17 protein-coding genes, 2 tRNA genes and 1 pseudogene are annotated in these 25,859 nt (G+C 60.4%); 15 read left to right on the top strand and 5 right to left on the bottom strand.

Translation table 11 applies throughout. The features are described from left to right. Positions 1 to 90: 90 nt before the first annotated feature. On the top strand, positions 91 to 1,092 hold the full coding sequence (msrB, locus tag H567_RS0105680) for a peptide-methionine (R)-S-oxide reductase MsrB (RefSeq protein WP_051184549.1): 1,002 nt from the start codon (positions 91 to 93) through the stop codon (positions 1,090 to 1,092). An 83-nt stretch (positions 1,093 to 1,175) separates the two neighbouring features. Here msrB and H567_RS0105675 read toward each other — a convergent pair whose 3' ends face one another. Next, positions 1,176 to 1,859 carry a metal-dependent hydrolase gene (locus H567_RS0105675; RefSeq protein ID WP_028320659.1) on the bottom strand — a complete coding sequence of 228 codons (684 nt, stop codon included), beginning with the start codon at positions 1,857 to 1,859 and terminating at the stop codon, positions 1,176 to 1,178. A 299-nt stretch (positions 1,860 to 2,158) separates the two neighbouring features. Here H567_RS0105675 and H567_RS0105665 point away from each other — a divergent pair, with 299 nt between their 5' ends. The 4 genes from H567_RS0105665 (at position 2,159) to H567_RS23275 (ending at position 9,553) form a co-directional block, all read left to right on the top strand. After that, positions 2,159 to 3,811: an efflux transporter outer membrane subunit gene (locus H567_RS0105665; RefSeq protein WP_153306065.1), complete on the top strand. Its 1,653-nt coding sequence runs from the start codon at positions 2,159 to 2,161 to the stop codon at positions 3,809 to 3,811. Next, the gene (locus tag H567_RS0105660) at positions 3,801 to 5,072 is read left to right on the top strand and encodes an efflux RND transporter periplasmic adaptor subunit (RefSeq protein ID WP_051184516.1); all 1,272 of its coding nucleotides are present in this window, start codon (positions 3,801 to 3,803) and stop codon (positions 5,070 to 5,072) included. Before H567_RS0105665 ends, H567_RS0105660 begins: the two co-directional genes overlap by 11 nt. Before the next feature lie 7 nt (positions 5,073 to 5,079). Continuing rightward, the gene (locus tag H567_RS23280; protein WP_244155428.1) at positions 5,080 to 8,280 is read left to right on the top strand and encodes an efflux RND transporter permease subunit; all 3,201 of its coding nucleotides are present in this window, start codon (positions 5,080 to 5,082) and stop codon (positions 8,278 to 8,280) included. Positions 8,281 to 8,713: 433 nt separating this feature from the next. Further along, the gene (locus H567_RS23275) at positions 8,714 to 9,553 is read left to right on the top strand and encodes an MBL fold metallo-hydrolase (protein WP_051184515.1); all 840 of its coding nucleotides are present in this window, start codon (positions 8,714 to 8,716) and stop codon (positions 9,551 to 9,553) included. A 40-nt stretch (positions 9,554 to 9,593) separates the two neighbouring features. Here the strand turns inward: H567_RS23275 and H567_RS0105640 are convergent, their stop codons facing one another. Together H567_RS0105640 and H567_RS30030 are read right to left on the bottom strand one after the other, a co-directional pair. Further along, positions 9,594 to 9,890 (bottom strand): addiction module antidote protein, encoded by a 297-nt coding sequence (locus H567_RS0105640; RefSeq protein WP_028320655.1) that lies wholly within the window; start codon positions 9,888 to 9,890, stop codon positions 9,594 to 9,596. Positions 9,891 to 9,899: 9 nt separating this feature from the next. Next, a pseudogene (locus tag H567_RS30030) lies at positions 9,900 to 10,177 on the bottom strand (type II toxin-antitoxin system RelE/ParE family toxin). A gap of 669 nt (positions 10,178 to 10,846) precedes the next feature. Here H567_RS30030 and H567_RS0105635 point away from each other — a divergent pair. From H567_RS0105635 to H567_RS0105620, 4 genes are all read left to right on the top strand, one after another. Continuing rightward, positions 10,847 to 12,556, top strand: coding sequence for a sensor histidine kinase (locus tag H567_RS0105635; protein WP_028320654.1), 1,710 nt, complete (start codon positions 10,847 to 10,849; stop codon positions 12,554 to 12,556). Next, positions 12,553 to 13,242, top strand: a complete 690-nt coding sequence (locus tag H567_RS0105630; RefSeq protein ID WP_028320653.1) for a response regulator transcription factor — start codon at positions 12,553 to 12,555, stop codon at positions 13,240 to 13,242. The genes H567_RS0105635 and H567_RS0105630 overlap by 4 nt, the downstream gene beginning before the upstream one ends. Before the next feature lie 154 nt (positions 13,243 to 13,396). Next, on the top strand, positions 13,397 to 13,780 hold the full coding sequence (locus tag H567_RS0105625) for a hypothetical protein (protein ID WP_028320652.1): 384 nt from the start codon (positions 13,397 to 13,399) through the stop codon (positions 13,778 to 13,780). Positions 13,781 to 13,992: 212 nt separating this feature from the next. Further along, positions 13,993 to 14,565, top strand: a complete 573-nt coding sequence (locus H567_RS0105620) for a hypothetical protein (RefSeq protein ID WP_153306064.1) — start codon at positions 13,993 to 13,995, stop codon at positions 14,563 to 14,565. A gap of 266 nt (positions 14,566 to 14,831) precedes the next feature. On the opposite strand, the gene H567_RS0105615 is transcribed toward H567_RS0105620, so the two are convergent. After that, a tRNA-Ala gene (locus tag H567_RS0105615) sits at positions 14,832 to 14,907 on the bottom strand. A gap of 100 nt (positions 14,908 to 15,007) precedes the next feature. Here H567_RS0105615 and H567_RS0105610 point away from each other — a divergent pair. The 4 genes from H567_RS0105610 (at position 15,008) to H567_RS0105585 (ending at position 19,685) form a co-directional block, all read left to right on the top strand. Next, positions 15,008 to 15,095, top strand: a tRNA-Leu gene (locus H567_RS0105610). Between the two features lie 299 nt (positions 15,096 to 15,394). Then, entirely contained in the window at positions 15,395 to 18,478 is a 3,084-nt protein-coding gene (fdnG, locus tag H567_RS0105600) for a formate dehydrogenase-N subunit alpha (protein WP_084516923.1), read from the top strand. Between the two features lie 4 nt (positions 18,479 to 18,482). Beyond that, positions 18,483 to 19,214, top strand: coding sequence for a 4Fe-4S dicluster domain-containing protein (locus H567_RS0105595; protein WP_028320648.1), 732 nt, complete (start codon positions 18,483 to 18,485; stop codon positions 19,212 to 19,214). 264 nt (positions 19,215 to 19,478) lie between these two features. Then, on the top strand, positions 19,479 to 19,685 hold the full coding sequence (locus H567_RS0105585; RefSeq protein ID WP_208598332.1) for a hypothetical protein: 207 nt from the start codon (positions 19,479 to 19,481) through the stop codon (positions 19,683 to 19,685). 38 nt (positions 19,686 to 19,723) lie between these two features. Here the strand turns inward: H567_RS0105585 and H567_RS0105580 are convergent, their stop codons facing one another. Beyond that, a complete protein-coding gene (locus tag H567_RS0105580) occupies positions 19,724 to 21,343 on the bottom strand; it encodes a hypothetical protein (RefSeq protein WP_153306063.1) in 1,620 nt (539 codons plus the stop codon). A 457-nt stretch (positions 21,344 to 21,800) separates the two neighbouring features. On the opposite strand from H567_RS0105580, the gene H567_RS0105575 reads away from it, so the two are divergent. Beyond that, on the top strand, positions 21,801 to 23,858 hold the full coding sequence (locus tag H567_RS0105575; RefSeq protein WP_028320645.1) for an STT3 domain-containing protein: 2,058 nt from the start codon (positions 21,801 to 21,803) through the stop codon (positions 23,856 to 23,858). A 427-nt stretch (positions 23,859 to 24,285) separates the two neighbouring features. Next, a partial coding sequence (locus H567_RS26975; protein ID WP_051184514.1) for a C1 family peptidase occupies positions 24,286 to 25,859 on the top strand: 1,574 nt, incomplete at its 3' end.

The raw sequence follows: 25,859 nt of genomic DNA, 5'->3' as shown, positions 1-25,859 counted from the left end.
CGCCCGGCGGCGACTTTATCCTTTCGGGAGGGTGATCGTATGAAAGGCATGGAATGGTACCTGATCATGAGCCTGTTTGCGGGGCTTTGCATGGTGTTGCTGGCGAACGGCCCGGGGCTGGCGGGGGGCGTGTCGGAGCGCCTGAAGAGGGCGACCTTCGCGGGCGGCTGCTTCTGGTGCATGGAAAAACCCTTCGAGGAGCTGCCCGGAGTCGCCTCCGTCATGCCGGGGTACGCTGGCGGCACGACGGAGGATCCGACCTACGAGACCTATGCCGAGGGCGGACACCTGGAGGTGATCGAGGTGCTCTACGATCCGGCGGTGGTCTCCTACGAGACGCTCCTGGAAGTTTTCTGGCGCCAGGTGGACCCCACGGACGCCAGGGGCCAGTTCGTCGATCGCGGGCCGCACTACGCGACGGCCGTCTTTTATCACGATGAAGACCAGAAGCGGGCGGCGGAGGCATCCAAGGCCGAACTGGAGCGGAGCGGGGTCTTCCGGAGGCCCATCGTGACGCCGATCCTGCCCGCCGGGAAATTCTACCCGGCCGAGGAGTACCACCAGGGCTATCACCGGAAAAACCCGGTCCACTACCGGTACTATCGCCAGGGATCGGGCCGGGACGCATTTCTCGAGGAGGTCTGGGGCGGGGACCCCGCGCCCTTGAGCGATGCCGAGCTGCGGAGGAAGCTCACGCCCCTTCAATACTCGGTCACCCGGGGAGAGGGCACGGAACCCCCGTTCGACAACGCCTATTGGGACAATCACCGCGAGGGGATCTATGTCGATGTCGTCTCGGGCGAGCCGCTCTTCAGCTCGCGCGACAAGTTCGATTCGGGCACCGGGTGGCCCAGTTTCACACAGCCCCTGGCGCCCGGGAACATTGTGGAAAGGGAAGACCGGAAGCTGTTCACCGTCCGGACCGAGGTGCGCAGCCGCCGGGCGGACTCTCATCTCGGGCACGTGTTCCCGGACGGCCCTCCGCCGACCGGTCTGCGCTACTGCCTCAATTCGGCGGCCCTGCGGTTCATCCCGGTCGAGGATCTCGAGAAGGAAGGGTACGGCGCATTTCTGCCGCTCTTCGACGAATAAGAACCCTTTTTCCGCCCATTCGCGGGGGGTTCCCGAATGTCGAGGACCGGCCCCGAACCGGTTTTCGGGGCCGGTTCGAACCCTTACAGTTCGATGGATTGGCCGGGTTCGAGCACGATCGCTTCGGTGGCCGTTTCCCGTTTGACCCGCTCGGCCCACTTCTGCGGGTCCTGGCGGATCACGTCGAACGTGTTGAAATGGATGGGGATGACCCGTTTCGGCTGGAGCAGCTTCACCGCCCGGAGGGCATCGTCGGGCCCCATGGTGAAGTTGTCTCCGATCGGCAGGATGGCCAGATCGAGGCCCTCCTCGCCGATGAGTTTCATGTCGTAGAAAAGACCCGTATCGCAGGCATGGTAAATCTTCCTGCCCTGAATGATCAGGAGGAAGCCGCAGGGGTTGCCGCCGTAGGTGCCGTCCGGCAGAACGGAGCCGTGGTGGGCGATCGTCAACTTGACGCGCCCCCATGGGAAGTCGAACCCTCCGCCGATGTGCATCGGGTGCGTGTTTTCGACGCCCTGGGAAGAGAGCCAGTTCTGGATCTCGAAATTGGAGATCGTCGTGGCCTGGGTGCGTTTCGCGATCGCCACGGCATCGCCCACATGGTCGCCGTGGCCGTGCGAGACCAGGATGAAGTCCGGGTTCAGCTGGTCCGCTGTGACGGGGGCTGTCGGGTTGCCGGTGATGAACGGATCGATGAGCAGTCTCGCGTCGCCGGTGTCTATCATGAAGCAGGCATGTCCGTACCAGGTCACTTTGATGGCCATTTTCAAACCTCCTGATCGTCAAGGATTGGTCGCCCAATCGGTTTTCATTGCCGCGTTCGCCTTGCGCTGCGCTCGGCGCGTTTCCAGAATGCCGAAGGCCCCGGGGCCCGGGCGTGAGATCGGAAACGGCACCCCGATTGAAGATACACCAGCAGCGGTTTTGATTCAAGCGGCGGAGGAAGGTTGCCGCTCCGGCAAGGGATGATCGTCGTTCTCCACCGGCGGCCGCCGTGTGAAAGCCGGTTGAATTGCCGTCGGGGAAAGTTTAGACTGATTCGATTGAAGGGTTGGAAAACCGCTTGCCTGGACTGCTCCATGAACGGGAGTGCCTCTCGAGCGCCGGAAGCGCGGAGAGGCATCGAGGGGCTGCCCTCGGTTTTCGGCGGGTGCGCGGGTGGAAACGGTTCGGGAGCCGCCGGGACAGGCCGGACCGCACGGAAACGCGGATAGAGCAGGGGTCGATGCCGCAGGCGCTATACAGGATGTCGAAGGGTTCGAAGGTCTGGACGACGCGGGCGGCCGAGGTCCTGGCGTGGTTCTGCTGCCTGTTCGCCTTGGCGGCCTGCCAACCCTTCCGCCCGGATCCGAGGGCGCCTGAAAGCGGGCTTCTGCCGGAGCGCTACACGCTCGGCGAGGCCGTCGCAGCGCTGCCTGGCCGCTGGTGGGAGAGCTTCGAGGATCCTGAACTGAACGCCTTGGTGGAAGGGGCTCTGGCCGCGAACCCGACGCTGCGGCAGGCCTGGGCGAGGCTCGATCAGGCCCGGGCGGTGGCGGTGCAGGCCGGCTCCAGCCTTTACCCGGACCTGACGGTGAGTGCGGGCGCCGGGTATTCCCATGCCCACGGCGAGCGCAGCGGCGCCTTGCGCACCAGCGGCGACGATTATTCCCTCGGGGCTATGAGCCGCTACGAGGTCGATCTGTGGGGAAAGATCCGGTCCGAGCGTGAAGCCGCTCTCCTGCAGGTGGATGCGACACGGGAGGATGTCCACGCGGCCGCCATGACGCTTGCTGCGGAGGTGACCCGGCTCTGGGCGGCCGTGATTGCGCAGCGGATGCAGCGGGAGCTTCTCGATGAGCAGCTGCGGATTAACCGGATCTATCTCGAACTGGTGAATCTGCGCTTCCGCATGGCGCTCGGTTCCGCCCTCGATGTCTATCAGCAGCAGCAGATCATCGATCGCGTCCGGGCCGAGATCCCGCTCGTGGAAGAGCAGGAGCGTTTGAGTCTGAACCAGTTGGCGGTGCTCCTCGGAAAGGCGCCGGGTGCCGCGATGGAGATCGGCCGCAAGGGCCTGCCCGCGCCGTCTTCGGTCCCGGCCACCGGGCTACCGGCTGATCTTCTGGCGGCGCGCCCGGATGTCCGCGCCTCCATGCTGCGGCTCGAAGCGTCGGACTGGCAGGTGGCGGCCGCGCGCGCCGACAGGCTGCCGAACCTGACCCTGAGGGCCGACTTCACCTTTGGTTCCGACGACCTCAACCGGCTCTTCGATCAATGGCTTTTCAGCCTGGCGGCGGACCTCGCGGCCCCCATCCTCGACGGACGGCGCCGCGCAGCTGAAGTGGACCGCACGCGTGCGGTCGTCGAGGAGGCGCTCGCCCGGCACAGGGAGGTCGTGCTGACGGCCGTCCGAGAGGTCGAGGACGCGCTCGTGACGGAGGCTGCCCTGCGGGAGCACATCGGCGCGGTGGAAAAACAGCTCGTGACGGCGGAGCGCGCTCTCAGGGAGGCGCAGGAGCGTTACCGGAAAGGGTTGAGCGATTATCTGCCCGTTTTGACGCAGATCCTGAGCACCCAGGAGCTCGAGTTGAATCTGATTAGGCGAAGGAGCGAACTTCTGACGGCAAGGGTCAATCTGTATCGCGCCCTTGGCGGGGGCTGGACGACGGACCTCGACCCTGACGAGGGGTTGAGAACGCAAGGCGCTGGAAAGGTTGACAGGCATGAGAGTTGAACCGACATCCGGGGAGGATCGGGGCGCATCGGCCCCGGGGGCGTCCAAGGCTGCTGCAGGGTCGCGGGGGCGGCTGGCGATCCGGGTATTTTTGCCGCTTCTGATCCTGGCCGCCGGGATTGCGGGCGCGACCTACATCAAGAACACCGCACCGAAGGCGCCCAGGAAGCCGCCAGAAGCGCATGCGCCCCTGGTGCAGGTGATGGATGTAAAGCCGTCGCGCGAACCGGTCATCCTGCCCGTTATGGGGACCGTGATCCCGGCGCGGGAGATCTCCCTCGAGGCCCGCGTGGCGGGCGAAGTGGTCTTCGTGGCGCCGAACTTCGTCGAGGGGGGGCGCTTCCGGGAAGGGGACGTCATCCTGCGGCTGGATGCGACCGACTACAAGCTTGCCGTGGCCCGCAGGGAAAGCGCCGTGGTCGATGCGCGCTATCAGCTGCGGGTCGAGGAAGGGCGGCAGGCCGTGGCGCGGCGCGAGTGGGAGATCCTCAACCAGGGCCGGCCGGCGGAGCCGTTGGACGAGGAGCTGGCGCTCAGGAAACCGCACCTGGCGAAGGCGAAGGCGGACCTCGAGGCTGTAGAGGCGGAGCTTTCCCAGGCGAAGCTCGACCTGGAGCGGACGGTCGTCCGCTCCCCGTTCAATGCGGTGGTCCGTGCGAGAAGCGTCTCCATTGGATCGCAGGTGTCGGCGCAGGAGGAGTTGGCACGGCTCGTCGGGACGGATGTCTACTGGGTGCAGGTCTCGGTTCCGGTCGACCGGCTGAAGTGGATCGACTTTCCGGGGAAGGACAGAGAACGTGGGTCTGCGGCCAAAGTGAGCTATTCGGGCGGCTACGAGCGGGAGGCTTGGGTCCTCCGGCTTCTGAGCGACCTCGACGCCGAGGGCCGGATGGCGCGCGTTCTGCTGGTTGTCCATGATCCCCTCGACCTGGAGGGCGGTGCAGAGCGCAGACCGCCTCTTCTGATCGGGGAGTACGTGCGGGCCGAGATTGTCGGCAATGAGCTTGCGGAGGTCGTGCGCATCCCCCGGTCCGCCCTGCGGGACGGGGATCAGGTGTGGCTGGTGGGCGAGGACGGGCTGATGGAGGTCAGGCGGGTGCGGACGATCTGGCGCGAGGCCGACTTCGTTTTGGTGGATGGGGGCTTGAGCGAGGGGGGCCGGTTGATCGTTTCCGACTTGGCCTCCGGGGTGCCGGGGATGGCGGTCAGGGTGGAAGAGGGGCGGGGGGATGCCTCCGGGAAGGCTCGAAGCGAGGAATGACGCCGGGATGAGTCCGAAGATGACGGAAGACCTGGATCCTACGACGAAGCGCGGCCCGATCGCCTACATGGCGCACAACCATGTCGCCGCCAACCTGCTGATGGTGGTCTTCCTCGTGGGCGGCCTGATCTGGGGCCGCCAAATCAAGCAGGAGGTCTTCCCGGACTTCGATCTGGACATCGTGACCGTGAGCGTGCTCTATCCCGGTGCGAGCCCCGAGGAGGTCGAACAGGGGATCGTTCTTGCAGTCGAAGAGGCGGTCCTCGGGCTCGACGGGGTCGACAAGGTGACGGCCACGGCCCGGGAGGGCGTCGGCACGGTGACCATCGAGGTCCTCGTGGGTGCCGACATCCAGAAACTTGCCCAGGACGTCCAGAACGAGGTCGACCGCATCACGTCGTTCCCCGAGGAGGCCGAGGAGCCGCGTGTGGAAATCGCCACCCGGCGCCGTGAGGTCGTCACCCTGATCATATACGGCGAGCAGGAAGAGCGCGTCCTTCGGGATGCGGCCGAGAAGATTCGGGACGGTCTCCTGCAGGAGCCGGGGATCACCCAGGTCGAGCTTTCGGGCGCGCGCAATCTCGAGATCAGTATCGAGGTCCCGCAGCAGAACCTGCGCAACTACAACCTCACCCTGGAGGAGGTGGCCCGCCGGGTGCGAACGGCCGCAGTGGAGGTGGCGGGCGGCGGGGTCAAGACCGAAGGGGGCGAGATCCTCGTCCGGATGAAGGAGCGGCGCGACTGGGGGCGCGAGTTTGCCCGCATCCCCGTGATCACCACCAACGACGGGACGCAGGTGCGGCTCGAAGACATCGCCGTGATCATCGACGGCTTCGAGGACACCGACTATTACGCGACCTACGACGGGAAACCGGCGATCATGGTGGCCGCTTACCGCGTGGGGGACCAGACGCCGATCAGCGTCTCCTCGGCTGTGAACAGCTTTCTGGACCGCTATCGTCCCAGCCTCGCGCCCGGCCTTTCCATCGCCGTCCTCAATGACCGCTCGGACATCTACCGTCAACGCCTCGAACTGCTTCTGACCAACGGCCTGATCGGGCTCAGCCTGGTTTTCCTGTTGCTGGGCGTATTCCTCGAGGCGCGCCTGGCCTTCTGGGTGGCGCTGGGCATCCCGATCTCATTCTTGGGGGGCCTCTTGTTTCTGCCGACCCTGGGCGTAAGCATCAACATGATGTCCATGTTCGCGTTCATCGTGGCCCTGGGCATTGTGGTGGACGATGCGATCGTTGTCGGGGAAAACGTCTACCATAACCGCCAGGAAGGGATGCCCATGATGGCGGCGGCGGTCCAAGGCGCGCGGGAGGTGTCCATGCCCGTGACGTTCAGCATCCTGACGAACGTCGTGGCCTTTCTGCCGCTCGCTTTCGTCCCGGGTATCATCGGGAAGATCTTCATGACGATTCCGCTTGTCGTCATCACGGTGTTCATCGTCTCCCTGGTGGAGAGTCTGCTGATCCTGCCGGCCCACCTCGGCCACCAGCGTCAGCGCGCACCGAAAGGCTTCTTCGGGTGGTTTCACGACCGGCAGCAGGGCTTCAGCGCGTGGTTTTCGAGGAATGTGCGGGACCGGTACGGGCCGTTTGTGGACGCGGCCCTGAGAAACCGCTACCTGACGCTGGCTGTCGGGGCGGCGGTTCTCCTGCTGACGGTCAGCTATATCATGAGCGGGCGGATGGGGATGACCCTTTTCCCCAAGATCGAAGCGGACTACGCCTTTGTTGAGGCGGCGCTGCCTTACGGATCCGCGGTGTCGCGGACCGAGGCCGTGCGCGACCACCTGATTCGGGCGGCGCGCGAGGTGGCGGAGGAAAATGGCGGCGACCGGCTCGTGGAAGGGATCTATGCCGAGATCGGCAGCAGCGACGAGGGCGTGGGCGGCGGACATTCGCTCCAGGTCCGCGTGTATCTAACGGACCCCGAGGTCCGCCCGATCTCGACGGCCCGGTTCATCGAAGAGTGGCGGAAGAAGGTGGGTGAGATCGCCGGGCTCGAAAGCCTGTCCCTCCAGTCCGACCGGGGAGGGCCCGGTTCGGGGGCGGCCCTCACCGTCGAATTGACCCACCCGGATCTCGGGGTCCTCGAAAAGGCCGGGGAAGACCTGGCGGACGCCCTGCAGGGTTTCGCAATCGTCAAGGACATCGATGACGGGTTTTCGCCCGGGAAGCAGCAGCTGGATTTCACGGTCCGGCCGGAAGGGAGAGCGCTCGGTCTGACGGCCCAGGAAGTGGCCCGGCAGGTGCGCAACGCCTTCTACGGGGCCGAGGTCCTGCGCCAGCAGAGGGGCAGGAACGAGGTCAAGGTGATGGTGCGACTGCCGCTCGAGGAGCGCGTCTCGGAGTACAACATCGAGGAACTGATGCTGCGGACTCCGAACGGCGGCGCCGAGGTGCCCCTTCGCCAGGCGGTGGACGTCGAGCGCGGCCGGGCCTATACGGAGATCGACCGGCGCGCCGGTAGGCGTGTGATCTACGTGACGGCGGACGTGGAGCCGCAGAGCCAGGCGGGCTGGGTCCTGAACGCCGTCAAGGCCGATACGCTGCCGATGCTGATGGACCGGTATCCAGGGCTGCGCTACAGCCTCGAGGGAAAACAGGCGGACATGACCGAGAGCATGCAGAGCCTGGTGCAGGGTCTGCTGCTGGCCATGCTGGCGATCTACGCCCTCCTTGCCGTCCCGTTCAAGAGCTATGTCCAGCCGGCGATCGTGATGGTGAGCATCCCCTTCGGCATCGTCGGGGCGGTGCTGGGGCACATGCTCATGGGCTACAGCCTGAGCGTCATGAGCATGTTCGGCGTCGTCGCCCTCTCGGGCGTCGTCGTGAACGACTCCCTCGTTCTGATCGAATACACCAACCGGCTGCGCCGGGCGGGGGCATCCGCCCATGACGCGGTTCAGGCGGCCGGCATCCAGCGTTTCCGGCCGATCCTCCTGACGACGCTGACCACCTTCGGCGGTTTGGCCCCTATGATTTTCGAGACCTCCAGACAGGCTCGCTTCATGATACCGATGGCCATCTCTCTCGGGTTTGGCATCGTCTTCGCGACGTTCATCACCCTCATCCTGGTGCCTTGCCTCTATATGATTGTCGATGATGTGGTCCGGCTTTTCAGCCCGGCGCGCCGGGCACCGGAAGGGCGCCTCGAGCCCGAGTCCCCTGCGGATTCACGCCCCGGGCTGGGCGCGTAGCACATTCGTCGAAATTGAGCCCGCCGCCGAACGACACCGGTCCGCCGCACTGTTCCCATCGATCCTGCCGGTTCGGTTCCCCAGTGATGAATTTCTTGCCTGGACAGGACCCGCGGCGTCGGTCTATAAATCAGCGGATTCCCCCGATCGTTGCCGGTTTCCATCCGGCAAGAGGTTTCCCAGCCGGTATCGACATGGATTTGGACGTTTGCCTGCACGGCGGTCTGTGAGGTTGGCTCCACACGGAAGGACGATTTCCTGCAATGCGACCGGAGCGGGAGCCGCCGCGTGTGAAAGGATCAGGATCTATCCCGCAAGGATGGGACTGGGAGGGGAAGCTGATGGACACGAATCACATTTTCCAGGTTGATTATCTGTCGATGCTCGATATACATATCCGGAGGGACACGGTTGGAAAAGAAAGGGACAAGCCATGAAAACGAGACTCTCCATCCTCTGTGACAATTGCATCCTGGGCTCGGGCTTCATTGGGGAGCATGGGTTCAGCGTCCTGATCGAACGCGACGGGGAACGCTCCCTCTTCGACACGGGGCCGGGCCTTTCGCTGCCCCTCAATCTGAAGCGCTTCAAGACCGACCTGAAAGGCCTCTCCAGGATCTTCATCAGCCATGGACACTACGACCACACGGGGGGGCTCGAATACGCCGTCGGCCAGGCCGGACCCGTCGAGATCGTCGCGCACCCCGATGTCTTCGCCCGCCACATGGTGGAGGACCCGTCTCGCGGCGACACCGCACCCCGCTACATCGGCTGCCCGTTCACGCGCGAGAGCCTGGAGGCGAAAGGCGCCCGATTCCGCTTTCTGGACCACACCGAGGAAGCGGCCCCCGGCATCTGGTTCCTGGCCGGACTGAACCCGCCGGTCGAGCGGCGGCCGAAGGACGACCGGCTCCTCCTCGAACAGGAAGGCGGGATTGGCCCCGATCTCATCCCGGACGATGCAAGCCTCCTGATCCAGACGGACACGGGCCCGATCCTGCTGCTCGGCTGCGCCCATGCCGGGGTGCTCAACATCCTCGATTACCTGGAGCATGACATGGGGATCCATCAACTCCACGCCATTCTCGGCGGCACCCACCTTATGTTCTACGGGCCCGAGATGGTCCCGGCCTTCGCCGAAAGGATCCGACAGTTTTCCGTGTCCCTTCTGGCGGTCTCGCACTGCACCGGCCTCGGCCCAACGCTCGAACTGGCCCGCCTCCTCGGCGACCGCTTCACCATCGCCGCCGTAGGGCGCGTCTTCGACTTTTAAAGAACCAGGGAAGTCGGCTGCAAGGTCCGTTCAGCCGGGCTCAGGGTTCACCGGTCGTGGCGCACAATTTCAGGCCAAGCGCCCTGACGACCTTCATGACCGTGGCGAATTCGGGGTTCCCTTCGGGCGACAATGCCTTGTAGAGACTTTCGCGGCCAAGTCCCGTCTCACGTGCGATATCAGCCATTCCTTTGGCGCGCGCGATGTCCCCCAAAGCAGCCGCAGCAAGGGCAGGGTCACCGTCTTCCAGGGCAGCCTCCAGATAGGCGGCCATGTCCTCTTTGCTTTCTAAATGTTCTGCAGCATCCCAGGGTCGCGTTTTGGTTTTCTTGGGCATACCAGCCTCCTAAAGTTCTCTTGCCTGTTCCAACGCTGTCTTGATGTCTCGATTCTGACTGTGCTTATCGCCGCCGGCGAGCAGGATCACAACCGTCTCTCCGTGCCGGGTACAATAGATTCGATAGCCGGGATCGTAGTCGAGACGCCCTCTCCCACTGGTTTCACGTCACCGGGGTTGCCCGATGTCAATCGACGAATGCGCGTATTGATCCGAGCCCGCGCTTGCCGATCTCGCAGGCGCTTGAACCATTCAGCCTGCTCATCGGTTTCGCGGACTTCGATCATGAATCGAGAGTATCCTATAGAATACAAAAATGCACCAAAGGTCTTGCCCCTCTAAAGAACTCATTTTTTGCAAACTTGGGTAACAGCTGGTCCGTTGCCGGTTTGCCGCTGCCGCCACGGGTTGGCACAGGCCGGACTTCGTCAGCCTGATGAGGAGCGGGTCCGATGCGGTTGATGAAGAGCATGGCCCGAACCTGGCAGCCGCTGTTGCGGCGGCCGATGACCAGGACACCGTTCCGTCGGGCTTCAGCAAGATGGATGACAAGCCGGTCCATTGACAAGGCAGCATGCAGCGATTCCCAGGAGTGGCAGCAGGAAAAATCCCCGTGTGAACGCCTGTCCACGTGCCCGGAGGAATATCGGCGGGACTTCCTTACAAGTCGGAACTCTGTTATAGTCCAGAGATCGTCCCACGTATAAACTGAGTTTGGCCTCACCTGAAATGGATGATTCAGGCCCATTTCCTTTGGTCCAAATGGCCAAAATTCACAGTCTTCCGAATTCGAATCTTCCTGAAGGCTCCATCGATATCCAAGGGGCCGCAAACACCTGGCGAAATCAATCGCCGGCAGGACTTGACCGGACACGACTGATTTTCGATTTATTTCATCCTCGAAAAAGAGACTTCTAATCAGATAATGATTCAGTGGCGATCCAGGTGACCAGACAATGATTGGCACCTATTCTTACCGTCCGGATATCTGGCCGGCAGTGACGACACTCGTCCTGGTGGTTTATCTCGGCGTGTACAGTTGGCGCCGCCGTGAGATACCTGCCGCCAGGCCGTTTACCGTGGCATGCTTTCTAGGTGCCCTTTGGGCTTTTGGGACAATCCTGGAACTCTCAGCAGTGGATTTTTCGTCGAAGGTTTTCTGGGTAAAGTTCCAGGCAGTCTGGCAACTTCCGGTTGCAGCTACGATCATCTGTTTTGTTCTGCAATATGCGGGCCTTGGACGATGGTTAACTCGTCGCAATTATATTCTTCTATTCTTGTTTCCTTTGCTGTGTGTCCTGATGATGGTGACCAACAATCTCCACCACCTCATTTGGACCGAATTCAGGTTGAACGGCTATGTCACTGTGTCCCCCGGCGAAGTTTTCTGGATTTTTGTCAGTTACGGCATTCTTATCGTTCTCTTTAATGTTGCGGTTCTTGTCTGGCTGGCCATTCGTTCACCCGGGCACCGTTGGCCGGTGGCAATCATGCTCGCGGGCCAAATGATAGGACGCCTCGCATATACATTGGACAAGCTTGATTCTTCTAGTCTGATCGGGCCGGGAGAGTCGGTGTTTTTCGTGGTGGGGGTGGCGTCGGTGGCGTATGCTCTGGCCTTTCTGAGGTTCCACGCAATCGATCCGGTTGCAGCGGCGCGGAACGCCGTTCTTCACCAGATGGACGAAGGGTTGTTCGTGCTCGATCTGGACGGACGTATCGTGGACGTGAACCCCATGGCCGCAGCGATATTGGGAACCCCTGAGCGCACTCTGCGGGGAAAGCCCCTCACAGAGGTCATGCCGGTCGATCCGGGGTTTTTGAAACAGCCGGAAAATGAGGAAGGAGGCTCGACAGAAATAATCGTGGGAAAGGATGCATCTGCGCGGCACTACCACCTGAATCTGACAAATTTGAAAGGGCGACAGGGAGAGGTCATTGGCCAGTTGCTCTTGTTACGCGATGTGACCGGGCAGAAGCGAGCGCAAGCCAATCTCCTGGACCAGCAAAGAGTCGTCGCCACACTGCAAGAGCGCGATCATCTGGCCCGCGAGCTCCATGACGGGATCGGTCAGATCCTTGGCTATGTGAGCATGCAGGTACAAACCGCTCGCAAATGGCTCCGTGACGGCAACCAGGAAAAAGCCGAGTCTCTCCTGGGACGGATTGCGGAAGTATCCAAGGATGCACATGCCGAAGTGCGGGAATCAATCCTGAGCCTGCGGATCGGCCCCGACCAGAACTGGTCTTTGATTCCTGCTCTCAAAAAATACATCGACAGATTCCAGGCCAACTACGGCATTCGAACCGAGCTCTCGATTTCCGACAGGATGGGAGACACGACCTTCCTTCCCGCAGCAGAAGTTCAAGTATTCCGCGTGATCCAGGAAGCCATGACCAACTGCCGCAAGCACAGCGGTGCCCATAGTTTGAAAGTGGACATCGCGTTGGCCGGAAGCAGGGCACTCGTCACCATAAGCGACGATGGACAGGGATTCGATGCCGGCCAGTTTGAACAGGGACAGAGCGGTCATTTTGGCCTGGGATTCATGCGGGAGAGAATGGAGCAGATCGGCGGTTCTCTGACGATTGACTCGATCCCTGGAAGCGGCACCATGCTGAAATTGGATGTGCCGATCCGGAAACAACCGGAGGACTCCCTATGAAAGTACTGCTGGTTGATGACAACCGGTTGATGCTGGAAGGTCTGCACAACCTGCTCGATGCCCACACGATCGAAGTGGCCGGTGTTGCCCATGACGGCCTGGATGCCGTCAAAATGGCGCGGGAGCTTGAACCCGACGTGATTTTGATGGATATCCGCATGCCCCGCTGTGACGGCCTGACCGCCACCCGCCTGATCAAGGCGGAAAACCCCGCGGCAAAGATCGTCATACTGACCACTTCCACCGAGGACGACGACCTGTTTGAGGCGATTAAATCAGGCGCCTGCGGCTACCTGCTCAAGAGCATTGACACGGATGCGCTGGTGCAGGCCCTCCATGAAGCCCGGCAGGGGACGCCTCCCTTTTCTCCCGGACTGGCCGTCAAGCTTCTGGAGGAGTTCAAGCGTGTCAGCAATCCCACCAATGAACCCCTTTCCTCAAAAAGTTCAGCGGAAAAGAACGAAGCTCCATCCTGGGGCAGATTAAACGCCCGGCAAATGCAAGTGCTGAGGCTCATCTCAGAGGGGCTCTCCTACAAAGAAGTCGGGGCACGATTGTTTTTGAGCGAACGTACGATCAAATACCACATGGGAGAGATCATGCACCGGCTGCACCTGGAAAACCGTGCGCAGGTTCTGGCCTTTGCCGGGCGCATGGGATTGACGTCCTACAAACCCACCGAATAACGCTTTTTGCCACCTGCACTGTCCCTAAGGTCAGTCTCCCACACTGTCCCTCAGTGCCGTCATTTTTTTTATAGACTGTACTTTAACTGTCCTTGGGGACATTGCGCAGAGATTTTTTCCCCACTACAATTGTTCCAAAAAGGGAAAGGATTTTATGAAAACGAACAAGCGGATTCTCCTTTACGGCAATTCGGTCATTCTTGGAACGCTTGGGATCAGCCTGGGACTCTGTTCGCAGTTTGAAGTGAAGAAACTGGCCCTTCCGCTGCAAGAAACGCAAATGTCTGATGCCGCCAAAACGGATATCCTTTTCTTCGACTTGGAAACCACCCATCCTGAAGCTGTTTTATCATGGCTGGAAACGAATCCCAAGCTTCAGTTGATTGGCATCAGCCCGGGCATCAATCTGGTTAAGGTCTGGTCTATCAGGGAATTGCGAGAGGTGTCCATGGAGGATTTGCTTAAAATGATAACGAGCGAGGCAAAGGATTCGCCGGTCGAACCAGGTGGCAATGAAGTTCGTCCTAGTGGAAGGTAGTTTACAAACAACGCAAATCTATCCAAAGCCGCACATTTACGTCCTAAGATTTAAAGAAAAAAAAAGGGGGTGGCCACAAACGCTCGAAAAAATAGGAATGCAGGGCTAGTCACGTCCACGAATGAGGTTTAATAACAATTGCAACTTGGTGTGAACAATAAATTGTGGAAGAGGTAGTAATAACAAAACACTTAATGGGGGAGGGTCAAAAAATGAATACGAAAAAAACTTTCACTATTGCGATAATTGCATTGCTCTCTATTGCAGTATTTAGTACCACCGCGTGGGCAAAAAAGGTAAAAACGGCTTGCCCTGCTGGGTTGACAGGAACATGGGTTGGTGCTGCAGGGGGTGATATACATTGGTTGGCAACTCACACATCAGACAGTTTGGACCCTACAAAGGGCGAAATGATAATGAACTGGACCTATATCAAATCTAGTTTTATTGGTAGTATTAATTCTGGATATATGCTAACTCCGGGGCATGGTGTCTGGCAATTGAATGGTGATGGCGATTATGATTATACATGGTATGCTTATGCCATTAATCGTGCTGATGGGAGTATAGGATGCACCATTAGGGTTAGTGGAGTCGCCATGCTAAAAGATTTTGATGACCTGACCGTCTCTAACTGCGACACAGCTGTCATCTACTACCATTTTGATATTGCGGAGGGAGAGGTTTTACCAATGAATTTGAGCACTGCTGAATTTACAACCTATGAGATAGGGGGTGCTTTGCAAGTGAGAGTTCCCTTGGTCGTAACTCCATTGCCGGAATAATAACCATAAATGAAATCTTATAAATCGGGTTGCCTGTCTTTAGATACAGGCAATCCGAAACAATAATTGGAAAAAAAGGTAAAGTGATATAAACACTCGTAGTGCAATTTACCGGCAGGTTCATTTATGGTCCTGCCTTTTTTGTTTTCAATCTTTTTACGAGGCGGCGCGGAATCGACATGGCGAAAAGTCACGCACCGGGACATCCTGAAAAGCGAGAGGGGCTCCCAGCACACCGGTAAGCCCCTCTAATAATTATCTTCTTCTGGTGGAGCTGATCGGGATCGAACCGACGACCTCATGACTGCCAGTCATGCGCTCTCCCAACTGAGCTACAGCCCCAAAGGATTGAAAGACTATAGCAAAGGCCGCAAAGGCCTGTCAATATCATATTGACAGGCCGGGGGCATTTTCCCTATAATCCCTATCATTCCTCCAAAACGCCGGAGTGGTGAAACTGGTAGACGCGCTGGACTCAAAATCCAGTGGACTTCCCGTCCGTGTCGGTTCGATTCCGACCTCCGGCACCAGTAGACTCAAGGGTTTGGGCTATGTGCTTGAACCCTTTTTGTGTTTTTGGAAGTGCAAAGACATCCCTGCAAATAGGCTTCTGAAATATACTATTGTTCTGCCCGGGTTCTTCTGTTATTCATTTACGCCAACCGGTCTTGGCGAAAAATTTTTCAAATCATTTTCTACGTTTGAAGGTGTTGCGAATGGGCCTAAAACCAGTGAACCCGATCTGAAATACCCTGATGATCCTTTTTCGCATTTGCCGGCTTGGGCAAAGCCGCATCCGTGTGCAAGAAATCATATCGCTGAGTGAGCTATGGACGTAACGCGACGCAAGTTTCTGCAGTTGAGCGGGACTGTGGCGGCTGGAGTGGCGATGGGCGGCCGCAAGGCCTTGGGTTCGCAGCAGCCCGCATCCGCCTCCGCCGACTGGCCCGACCGGACTGCGGGAACGGTGGCGACCTTCAGCATCTGCCCCTTTTGCGCCGTTGGCTGCGGGGTGATCTGCCACACGGATCCTCAAACCGGCCGGGTGGTCTACACCGAAGGGGACCCCGAACACCCGATCAACGCGGGCGCGCTCTGCGCGAAAGGCGCCGCCCTCGACCAGTTGGCCGCGAACGAGCGCCGCCTGACCCGCGTCCTTTATCGGGCGCCCTGCAGCGACCACTGGGAGACGAAAGACTGGGACTGGGCGCTCTCCACGATCGCCCGGCGGATCAAGAAGACCCGCGACGACGGCTTCGAATCGGTCGACCCCGACGGCTGGACCGTGAACCGCTGCGCCACGATCGCCTCGGTCGGCAGCGCCGCGCTCGACAACGAGGAGTGCTGGATCTACCAGGCCATGCTCCGCGCCCTCGGCCTGGTCTACATCGAGCACCAGGCCCGAATCTGACACAGCGCCACGGTGACGGCTCTGGCAGAGTCGTTCGGACGAGGCGCCATGACGAACCACTGGATCGACATCCGCAACAGCGATTGCATCCTCATCATGGGGAGCAATCCGGCCGAAAACCATCCCGTCGCCTTCAAATGGGTCGAGGCCGCGCGCGAACGGGGCGCCACGGTGATCCACGTGGACCCGCGCTTCACCAGGACCTCCAGCAAGGCGGACATCTACGCCCCGCTCCGCCCCGGGACCGACATCGCCTTCCTCGGCGGCATGATCCGCTTCATCCTTTCCGAAAACCGCTGCTTCCGGGATTACGTCGCCCACTACACGAATGCCGCCTGCCTCGTCAGCGAAAAGTTCGCGTTCCACGACGGCCTTTTCAGCGGCTTCGACCCCCGCGCCCGCGCCTACGACCGGAGCTTCTGGGCCTACGAGACGGACGCGGGCGGCGCCGTCCGGAAGGACCCTTCGTTATCCCATCCGCGCACCGTCTTCCAGCTCCTGAAGACCCATTTCGCGCGCTACACGCCCGAGAAGGTGAGCGCCGTCACCGGTACCCCCCGAGAGGATCTGCTCCGCGTCTACGAATGCGTTTCCGCCACCGGCAGGCCGGACCGGGCCGGCACCATCCTCTATGCCATGGGCTGGACCCAGCACACGGTGGGGGTCCAGAACATCCGCGCCATGTCGATCATCCAGCTCCTCCTCGGCAACATGGGGATGGCAGGCGGCGGGGTGAACGCCCTGCGCGGGGAGTCGAACGTGCAGGGTTCCACGGACCACGGGCTGCTCTATGGCGACTGGCCGGGATACCTTCCGGTCCCCAGGGCCACCATGGCGACCCTCTCCGACTACCTGAAGGAGAACACGCCGTCCTCCTCCGATCCCCTCAGCGCCAACTGGTGGCAAAACCGCCCGAAATACGTGGTCAGCTTCCTGAAGGCCCTCTTCGGCGAGGCGGCCACCCCCGAAAACGGCTTCTGCTATGCCTGGCTTCCGAAGCTCGCCGACAACCGGACATACACCTGGCTCGACCTCTTCGACGCCATGGACCGGGGAGAACTCCGCGGGTTCTTTGCCTGGGGCCAGAACCCGGCCTGCAGCGGGGCGGATGCCGGCCGCACCCGCGCGGCCATGGCCAAGCTCGATTGGATGGTGTCGGCGAATCTCTTCGAGACCGAGACCGCCGCCTTCTGGAAAGGTCCGGGTATGGACCCGCGCACCATTCGAACCGAGGTGTTTCTGCTCCCCTGCGCGGCCTCGATGGAGAAGGAGGGGTCCATCACCAACAGCGGCCGCTGGGCCCAGTGGCGCTGGAAGGCCCAGGAGCCGCCCGGAGAGGCCCGCAGCGACGGGGATATCCTGACCGAGCTCTTCGCCGCTGTCCGTGCGCTCTACCAAAGCGAGGGCGGCGTCTTCCCCGAGCCCATCACCCATCTCGCCTGGGATTACCGGACCGACGGCCGTTTCGATGCCCACAAGGTGGCGCGCGGCATCAACGGCTGTTTCACCAGCGATGCAACGATCCAGGGCGAGGCCTTTCAAAAGGGCGACCCGGTGCCCTCCTTCGTACTCCTCCAGGAGGACGGCTCGACGGCAAGCGGCAACTGGCTCTACTGCCAGAGCTACAACGCCGACGGCAACCAGATGGCCCGCCGCGGCAGGGAAGACCCAACCGGCATCGGCCTCTATCCGCAGTGGGCCTGGTCCTGGCCCATGAACCGGCGGATCCTTTACAACCGCGCCGCCGTTGACCTGCAGGGCCGCCCCTGGGACCGGCAGCGGCCCGTCATCCGGTTTGCCGGGGCGAGTGAAGGGGGCCGCTACGTCGCCAATCAATGGGAGGGGGATGTGCCGGACGGCGGCTGGTTTCCCATGCAGAACCCCGACGGGTCGTCGCGTGCCGACAGCCGCTACCCGTTCATCATGCGCGCCGATGGCCTTGGGGGCATCTTCGGCCCCGGATTGCTGGACGGGCCCTTTCCCGAGCACTATGAACCGGTCGAAGGACCGGCCGCGGCCAACCTGCTAAACACTCAGCAGGTGAACCCTCTTCTGCGCGCCTGCGATTTCGGCGGGCTGCGGCGGCCGGCCGCCGATCCGCGCTTCCCGATCGTCGCCACCACCTGCCGGGTGGCCGAGCACTGGCAGAGCGGCGCCATGAGCCGCTCCATGCCCTGGCTCCTCGAGGCCGAGCCGCAGATGTTCGTCGAGATGAGCCGGGAACTCGCCCGGGAAAAGGGCATCCGCAATGGGGAAAAAGTGGTGGTGGCCTCGGCCCGCGGCTCGCTCGAGGCCGTCGCGATGGTGACCTCGCGCCTCCGGCCGTTCAGGGTGAACGGCGCCGAGGTCCATGTGGTGGGGCTGCCCTGGCACTATGGCTGGCTCTGGCCCCATGCCGGCGGAGACAGCGCCAACCTCCTCACCCCGTCGGCCGGGGATCCGAACACCCGCATCCCGGAGACCAAGGCCTTCATGGTGAGTCTGCAGCGAAAGGACGGTTGATGCAATGGATGGGAAGGCTATGCTGATCGATACGACCCGCTGCACCGGGTGCCGAGCCTGCCAGGTCGCCTGCAAGAGCTGGAACCAGAACGGCGCCGATAGCCCCTCAAACCGCGGCAGCCATCAAAACCCGGGCGACCTGGACGGCCAGACCTTCAAACTGGTGCGGTTCAAGGAGCGTCCGGCCGAGGCGCCCAACAGCGCGCCCGTCTGGTACTTCTTTTCGGACCAGTGCCGGCATTGCCTCTCACCGGACTGCAAGGACGCGATTGAAGGGTATGTCTCGGGCGGCGTGATCCAGGACCTGGAGACCGGCGCCGTGGTCTACACGGAAAAGGCCCGTCTGGCGGCATTCCAGGATGTCCGGGACGTCTGCCCCTACGACATCCCCCGCCGGACCGCCGACGGGCGCATCGTCAAGTGCACCTTCTGCATCGACCGCATCTCCAACGGCCTGCTCCCTGCTTGCGCCGTTGCCTGCCCCACGGGCGCGATCCGCTTCGGTGACCGGGACGAGATCCTTCGCCTGGGCCACGCACGCGTCGACGCCCTCAAACCGGCTTGCCCCAAGACCCGCCTCCTCGATGAAGACTACGTCCGCGTGATCTTCGTCGTCGTCGACGACCCTCAAAGATACCACGAAAACGCCGTCGCCCGAGTCAACCACGGCCTCACCCGCAGCCTCGCCCTCCGCCGCATCCTGCGGTCCATTTGTTCATCGTCCTTTTGGAGTTGATATGTGCTATTATGTTGCCGAAACGTATTTCCTTTCTCAATTTAGGCACAATTGCGCTACGAATTCTGAAGGATTTGTAGGAGGAATATTCGATTGAAATGAAAAAATGGCTCCTGCGGATGCTGCTCATGTTGCATTTGCTGAAGCAGTGAACGCGGATTTTATTAGCTGTGACGACAAACTAATCAAAAAATGCTTAAAAATGAATTTGGAAATATGGTCAGGAAATCCTATCGCACTCTGTGATAAGGAGGATTTGAAATAATGATGTTAAAAGATATGAACGATAAAGATCTTATGGAAAAAGGATTAAAAGTTTTGTTTAGAGAACTTGGGTCTACTGACGCTATCCGATTTCTTTCCATGCCGAGGGGTTTGCGTGAAGAAGGTGTGCAAAGGCATAGAAAATGGCAGAAAGCTCTAGATAAAGAGGTCTTTTTTGCCGAGGTGTTTGGATCGCAAGATGAGTAACCAAGAAAGGACCAGAGCTTCCTTTTACGTTGCGCCTCCTATAAAGTTGCCGGCTGTTTTCCCCCGGGTTTCATAAAAGCGCTGGCGATCAGGACGCCCAGCAGGATGCAGCCTTGGAGCAGCACCCAGGCGACCACGAGGTAGGGGATCAGCCTCTGGGTCGTCAGCGCCTTCTCGACCGTGAAATAGACCGGCTTCGTCAGGCCGTAGAGGGTGCTGGCCGCATTGAGGTTGGCCTGGCTCAACCCCTCGTAGATGGCCCTGATCTGGCTGATGGTCTGCATGAGGTTGTCGTAGATCGCTGCGATGCTCCTTCGGATCTCCTGCCGTGCGCCGTCGGCGGCAAGCTTCCCGGGCCCGAGTTTTTCCGCCTCCTCGATGTTTTTCAGTATCTGCGCATAATAGTTCAGGTCCGAGTCGGCCATGGCTTTTTCAAGCCCGACCTCGATGGTCTTCTGCGTCAGGCTACGCCGAAACTCGATGTCCAGGTTCGCTTTGACTATGCTGATGAGGTTGTCGAGGAAGGATTCACCGATCTGCGGCATGACATTCGATCCGAACGGCTGCACGCCGGCGCCCGGAGGCGGCGCCTGCAAGGCCCCCGCGATCTCACTGCCGACGGCGTCGATGCCGCCCCCTTGAACGTAGGTCCTCAGCGCCTTCTCGTACACCTTGATGCGCGTGTCGGCGCCCTGGGCCTTCATTTTGAGTTCGGTGATCCGGTGCCGGAGATACTCCCCGGTGTGTCGTCCGTTCCCGCTTGCCCAGGCCGCCCCCACGATGGCGAGCATCGGATTCAGCCGGTAGCTTTCGATGTCGAGGGTGCGGTAGCGCAGATCGAGCAGCGACAGGCCGCTTTCGGGCAGTCGGAAAACCGAAGCGCCGGGGACCTTCATGACCTTGTCGATGTCGTCGAGCACACGCTTGAGTGTGGACCGGAGCATGTCCATGACCACGGGATAATCCTCGGTCTCGATGTCCTCGGGGCGGAGAATGTCTCTCGAGACCAGCGCGATATCGTACTGGGTGACTCCCTTGACCGATTGGGCGTACTCCGCCCACGTGCTCAACAGATCGTTCAGGACCTTCGCCCGCAGTGTCGGCGGTAAGGGTGTAATGGATTCATCCCCGGCGAACACAAGCTCGTAGTTGGCGGTCATCAGGCTCTTCTTCTTTTCGCGGAATTCGGCCTCGAGGCGCTCCCTCTGCTCCACGGAAAGTTTGCGATCCTCCAGCTTGGCGGCATAGCGGTACTCGAGGAGCCGCAGTTCGTCGTTTCGCTGGATGACCGACAGCGATCCTTTGAAGTTCGAGAAGCTCATGTATTTTTCGAGGCCGTTGGTCTGGTAGACCTCCTTCAGCACGGGCGTCACCAGAATGTCCGATGAACTGAACGGCGTTCCGTTCGGGTACTGCCCCTTTTCCGCGCTGTCGAACTCCAGTTGAAAGGACAGCTTGGTGACCGGATACTTCTCCTGCGAGAGATAAAGGACCGCGCCCACCCCGACGACCAGCAGGGTCGCTGCAAACCCCAGGATTACGATCCACCGTCTGAACCCCCAGATGGTGAGGATCAGTTCCTTGATGGAAATGCTGTCATAGTCTTCGTAAAACCGTTCGTCCTGCTGCGGCCGCTGATGTGCATCCATCGTACTCAATCGCTGACTCCTTCGCAGAAAAATGTAGTCCGGGTGGCACCGAGGCGAGCTTAATAAAGATCACTGGATGGGTCAATGAAAAATCCATGAAGGCTCCTCCGGCGCATTTGCGGCTTCGCCGGCCTTCTTTCACTTGACTCGATGCGCCGGCTCTTTATATGTTGGCCCTGCGGCTGCCTCACGGCTGCAAGATCCGGTCCGCGGTGCATCGCAGTCCCGTTCGTGGGCCTCGGTGCCGCGCCGTGATGCCTGGTTCGATCCGGGTGGAAGCCGCCTGACTGACCGTCATGGGCAGAGGGCGCCCATCGGTAATAGACATCCAACTCGAGCGATCATCGTGAAGCGTTCCAAAAGACCAGCAAAGAGAAAACCGGACCATCTTCCAGACAACCATTCTACGCCTGAGCCCCCGCCCCCCGTTGCTTTCAGACACCGGGACTGGATAGTGCCGTGCGCCGTGGCGGTCTTCGTTTGCGCCGCCCTTCGCCTGGTCGACCTGATCCACGCCCCCGAAAAGTTTTTTCTGGTGGACGGCCACAGGGTCCTCGCCACCCATGACGCCTACGCCTGGCTGGCGGGCGCGGACCGCGTCAATTACAAGAGCTGCTCCCCCGTCGCCGGCTTCCTGCGATTCCTGCACACCGCTACGGGGTTCAACCTGGCCGACATCGCCTTCTGGCTTCCCATGATCATGGCTCCCCTTGTGGCTGTGCCCCTCGCATGGCTCGGCGCCCGCTGGCGCCTCCCGGAGGGGACGGTGGCCGCCGGTGTGTTGGCGGGTGCTGCGCCCGGGTTCCTGTGGCGCACCCGGCTCGGCTATTTCGACACCGATCTCTTTGCCCTGTTTTTCCCCGTTTTGATCTGTGTCCTTCTCTGTTGCTGGCTCGAAGGCCGGATGCGGCCACCGTGGGGAAGTGATCGCCGCCTCACGCACGGATGGACCCTCCTCTGGCCCCTCGGTATGGGGTTGATCAGCAAACTCTATCTGCTGCTCTACCCGCAGGGTTCGGCCATCCTTCTGGCCATCCTCGCCACGGCGGGGATCCTCGGCCTGTTGACGGCATCCAGGGGCGGGCGCCTGTTGGTGATCCTGGGTCTTGCGATCGTGGTCCTGGCGGCCTCCGGCGGCTGGATCGGCCTTGCCTCAGGTGCGGGCCTCTGTCTGGTCGGGTTCTTGAAGCCTCGTTATTACGACTGGTTGGCCTCGCATCCGCTGTTCCTGGTCCTGGCTTTGCTGGTTACAGGCGCGGCGGTGTTCACCTTTTCGGGGGTCGAGAGCTGGGTGAGCGGAGCCTTGAGAAAGGTGGCCAGGTATGGTGGATGGGCTGCCCGCGGGCCCGATGTCCTGCATCCCGCCGTCCTGGACACCGTTGTCGAAGCGAAAGACATCGATCTACGCTCCGTTTTTCATGCCATTTCCGGTGGGTGGCTTCTTTTTGGGCTGGGGGTTTGCGGATACGCTGCGCTGCTCTGGCGCCGCCCGGCGGCCTGGGTCTTTCTGCCCCTTCTCCTGTTGGGTTTGGCCTCTCTTCGCCTGGGCGAGCGCTTTACGATGTATGGCGGAGTCGTCATCGGGCTGGGGCTCGGGTTCGGACTCACACAGATTTTGCGGCGCTGGCTCGGGTGGCGGCGCGTCGGCTTCGTGTGTCAAGTCCTGCTGCTGGCGGTGTTTCTGGTCGTCACAGCGGTCCCCTTGTTGGGAAACAAGGCCCCCATGACGACCGCCGCTCCGGAGACGATCGAAGCGCTGAACGACATGCGCGGCAAGATAACCCCGGGCGCCCAGTTCTGGATCTGGTGGGATTATGGTTACACGGCCCAGTATTATGCGAGAGCGGGCACGTTTTCGGACGGGGGGCATGTGAGGGCGGAATATGCGGTTCCCCTGGCCCGGATCTATGCGTCCGACTCCCCCGCATATGCTGTTCATCTGATGGCGTACGCCGCGCAAAAGGCCCGGCCCTATCGCGTCAGGTGTGCGGAGCTGCCCAGTTACCGGAACTCCTTTGCCTGGATATTCCGAAAAAAAGCCCCTTCAGAGGTGCAATCCTTTCTCGATGGGATCGCCGATCTTCCTCTCCCTGAGAAGAAGCCCCTGCCTGAGCAGTATCTGGTCCTGTCCTGGGATCATGTCAAGATAGCCCCGGCCATCCTGCGGTTGGGCACATGGGATTTCTCGGCGGGCGAGGGTGAACAGGCGCCCTTCGAACTGCACCAGGAAGTCCTCGAGTTCAACAAGGTGGCGGGCACTGTGACGGTGCGGAACCAGGCCGTTTGGCTCTCCGGTCTCACCCTCGTCACGGAGAATGGAATCGAGCAGCTGGATTATGGAGCCACTTCCGGGGTTTTCGCCGTGATCGACACCCAAAAAGGGATCACCGTTCTGATGCAAGAGAGAGCGTATCGATCCAACCTGGTGCAACTGCTGCTGGGGGATCCGGCTGATTTTGAGCTCTATTTCGAGCTCGTGCTGAATCGCGCACCCGATGTCCGCGTCTATAAACTGAAGCTTTGATCGAAAGGCATCCCCCTTTTCCCCGCTCTAGTTCTGTTCCGCTCGCAATTACCATTCTGTAACGCAAGCCACCAGATGATCCATTCAACTCGTAACTGAGCCTACCCTCAGCCGGCCTCACCCGCAGGGACATGTGGCCGTTGTTTCCATTGGCACCAGGTGCCTGGTGCCAATGGAGCCAGATCGAAAGGAGCCGGAAGACCCCTGGAGCCAACCGTTACCCCCCGCGGGCCTGTATTGCAGGCTCCCCGCTGAATACCACCTTAGCCGAACCGGCACACGACTCTCCCCCATGGTCACCCTGGTTTTATTCTTGCATAAATCTAGAACGAACATCGTGCCCAAAAAGGGCCGAATCGAATCTCTATTTAAAAAAATAATATAAATCAAATAGTTGTAAAGACATGATTTGAAAAGGGGGTTGGTTATGTCTAAAGGCGGATGGAAGGCGCTCACCTTTCTAGGGCATGGGTTGATCCTGCTGCTGGTTTTCAGCGGAACCGTGAATGCGCAGCTGGGTTCGCTTGAATTCCTGCAGTTAAAACATCAACTGCAGGCGGGTGGCGCGACCTATGAGATCGGCGCCAACCAGGCTACCGATCGCTCATTGCGCGAACTGTGCGGCCTGATGGCCCCCACCCGGTGGACTCCTGAAATGGCATACCGGCTCCGGTCGCATGCACAGGATCCGATAGGAGGCGCTTCCGGCACGGTGGCATTGCCCTCCGCTTTTAATTGGTGTTCACAAGGCGCCTGCCCCCCGATCAGGGACCAGGGCTCCTGCGGTTCCTGCTGGGCCTTCGCGACGGTGGGGCCGTTAGAGAGCAACATCCTGCTTTACGAAGGAAAATCTGTAGACCTTTCCGAGCAATACCTGGTTTCCTGCAATGTGAACAGATGGAGCTGCGGGGGCGGCTGGTGGGCACACGATTACCATGAGTGGAAATACAATGCATCGGAGACTGAGGCCGGTGCTGTGCTGGAAGCTGACTTTGCCTATACCGCACGGGATACGGCATGCGGCAGCCCCTATGATCATCCCTACAAAATCACGGATTGGGCCTATGTCAGCTCGCCTTTTGGTATTCCTCCGACAGAGGATATCAAGCGCGCTATCATGACATATGGCCCGGTCACGGCAGCGGTTTACGTGGGAAGCGCCTTTCAGTATTATCGAAGCGGTGTCTTCAACACAAACATAGATGCTGCCGTCAACCACGGCATCGTTTTGGTCGGCTGGGATGACAACCAGGGTGCGAATGGAGTGTGGATACTCAGGAATTCCTGGGGGACTGGATGGGGTGAAAACGGCTACATGAAGATAGAGTACGGGGCCTCCCGGGTGGGCTACGGTGCCTCCTACGTGGTATATGATCCGCCCCCCGTACAGGCCGATTTCAGCGCCGATCCCACCACGGGAACCGATTCGCTGACGGTCCAGTTTGCAGATCATTCCACCGGAAATCCGACAGCATGGTTTTGGACATTTGGCGACGGACAGACCAGCACGCTCAAAAATCCATCCCATACCTATGCGAGTCCCGGAACCTACTCAGTCTCCCTGGAAGCTTCAAGACCGGACAGTACGGATATAATCGTCAAGACGGATTATATTACAGTGGCCGAGTCCACTCCCCCTCCGCCTTTGGTACCCCCGGATGCGATCGAGCTGCCGGCTGCCGGATCTTACGGCTATAAGGCCCCCGGAGTGTTGACGAATCAATCATCAGTGGATTTCTGGTTTGGGGGCAGAACGGGGGATGTCGTAATAGAATGCGAATTTTACGATGCGGATTACGGGGATGAGATCGAGATTCTGATCAATGGCCAACCGGTGGGGTATGCACCGCGGACGGGAAATAACAGCTGGAGCGGGATTAAATATATCACGCTTCCGGATAGCTACGTGAGCGACAGTGCTGCAAACGTATTGACGGTGCGCAACGCATATTCTCAGACATTTATATGGGGTGTTCGTGATATTCAGGAATCGGAGGTTTT

The sequence above is a fragment of the Desulfatiglans anilini DSM 4660 genome (genome assembly GCF_000422285.1).
Taxonomy (GTDB): Bacteria; Desulfobacterota; DSM-4660; order Desulfatiglandales; family Desulfatiglandaceae; genus Desulfatiglans; species Desulfatiglans anilini.
The sequence above is the reverse complement of the archived record's forward strand: the minus strand, read 5'-3'. Positions and strand labels throughout refer to the sequence as shown.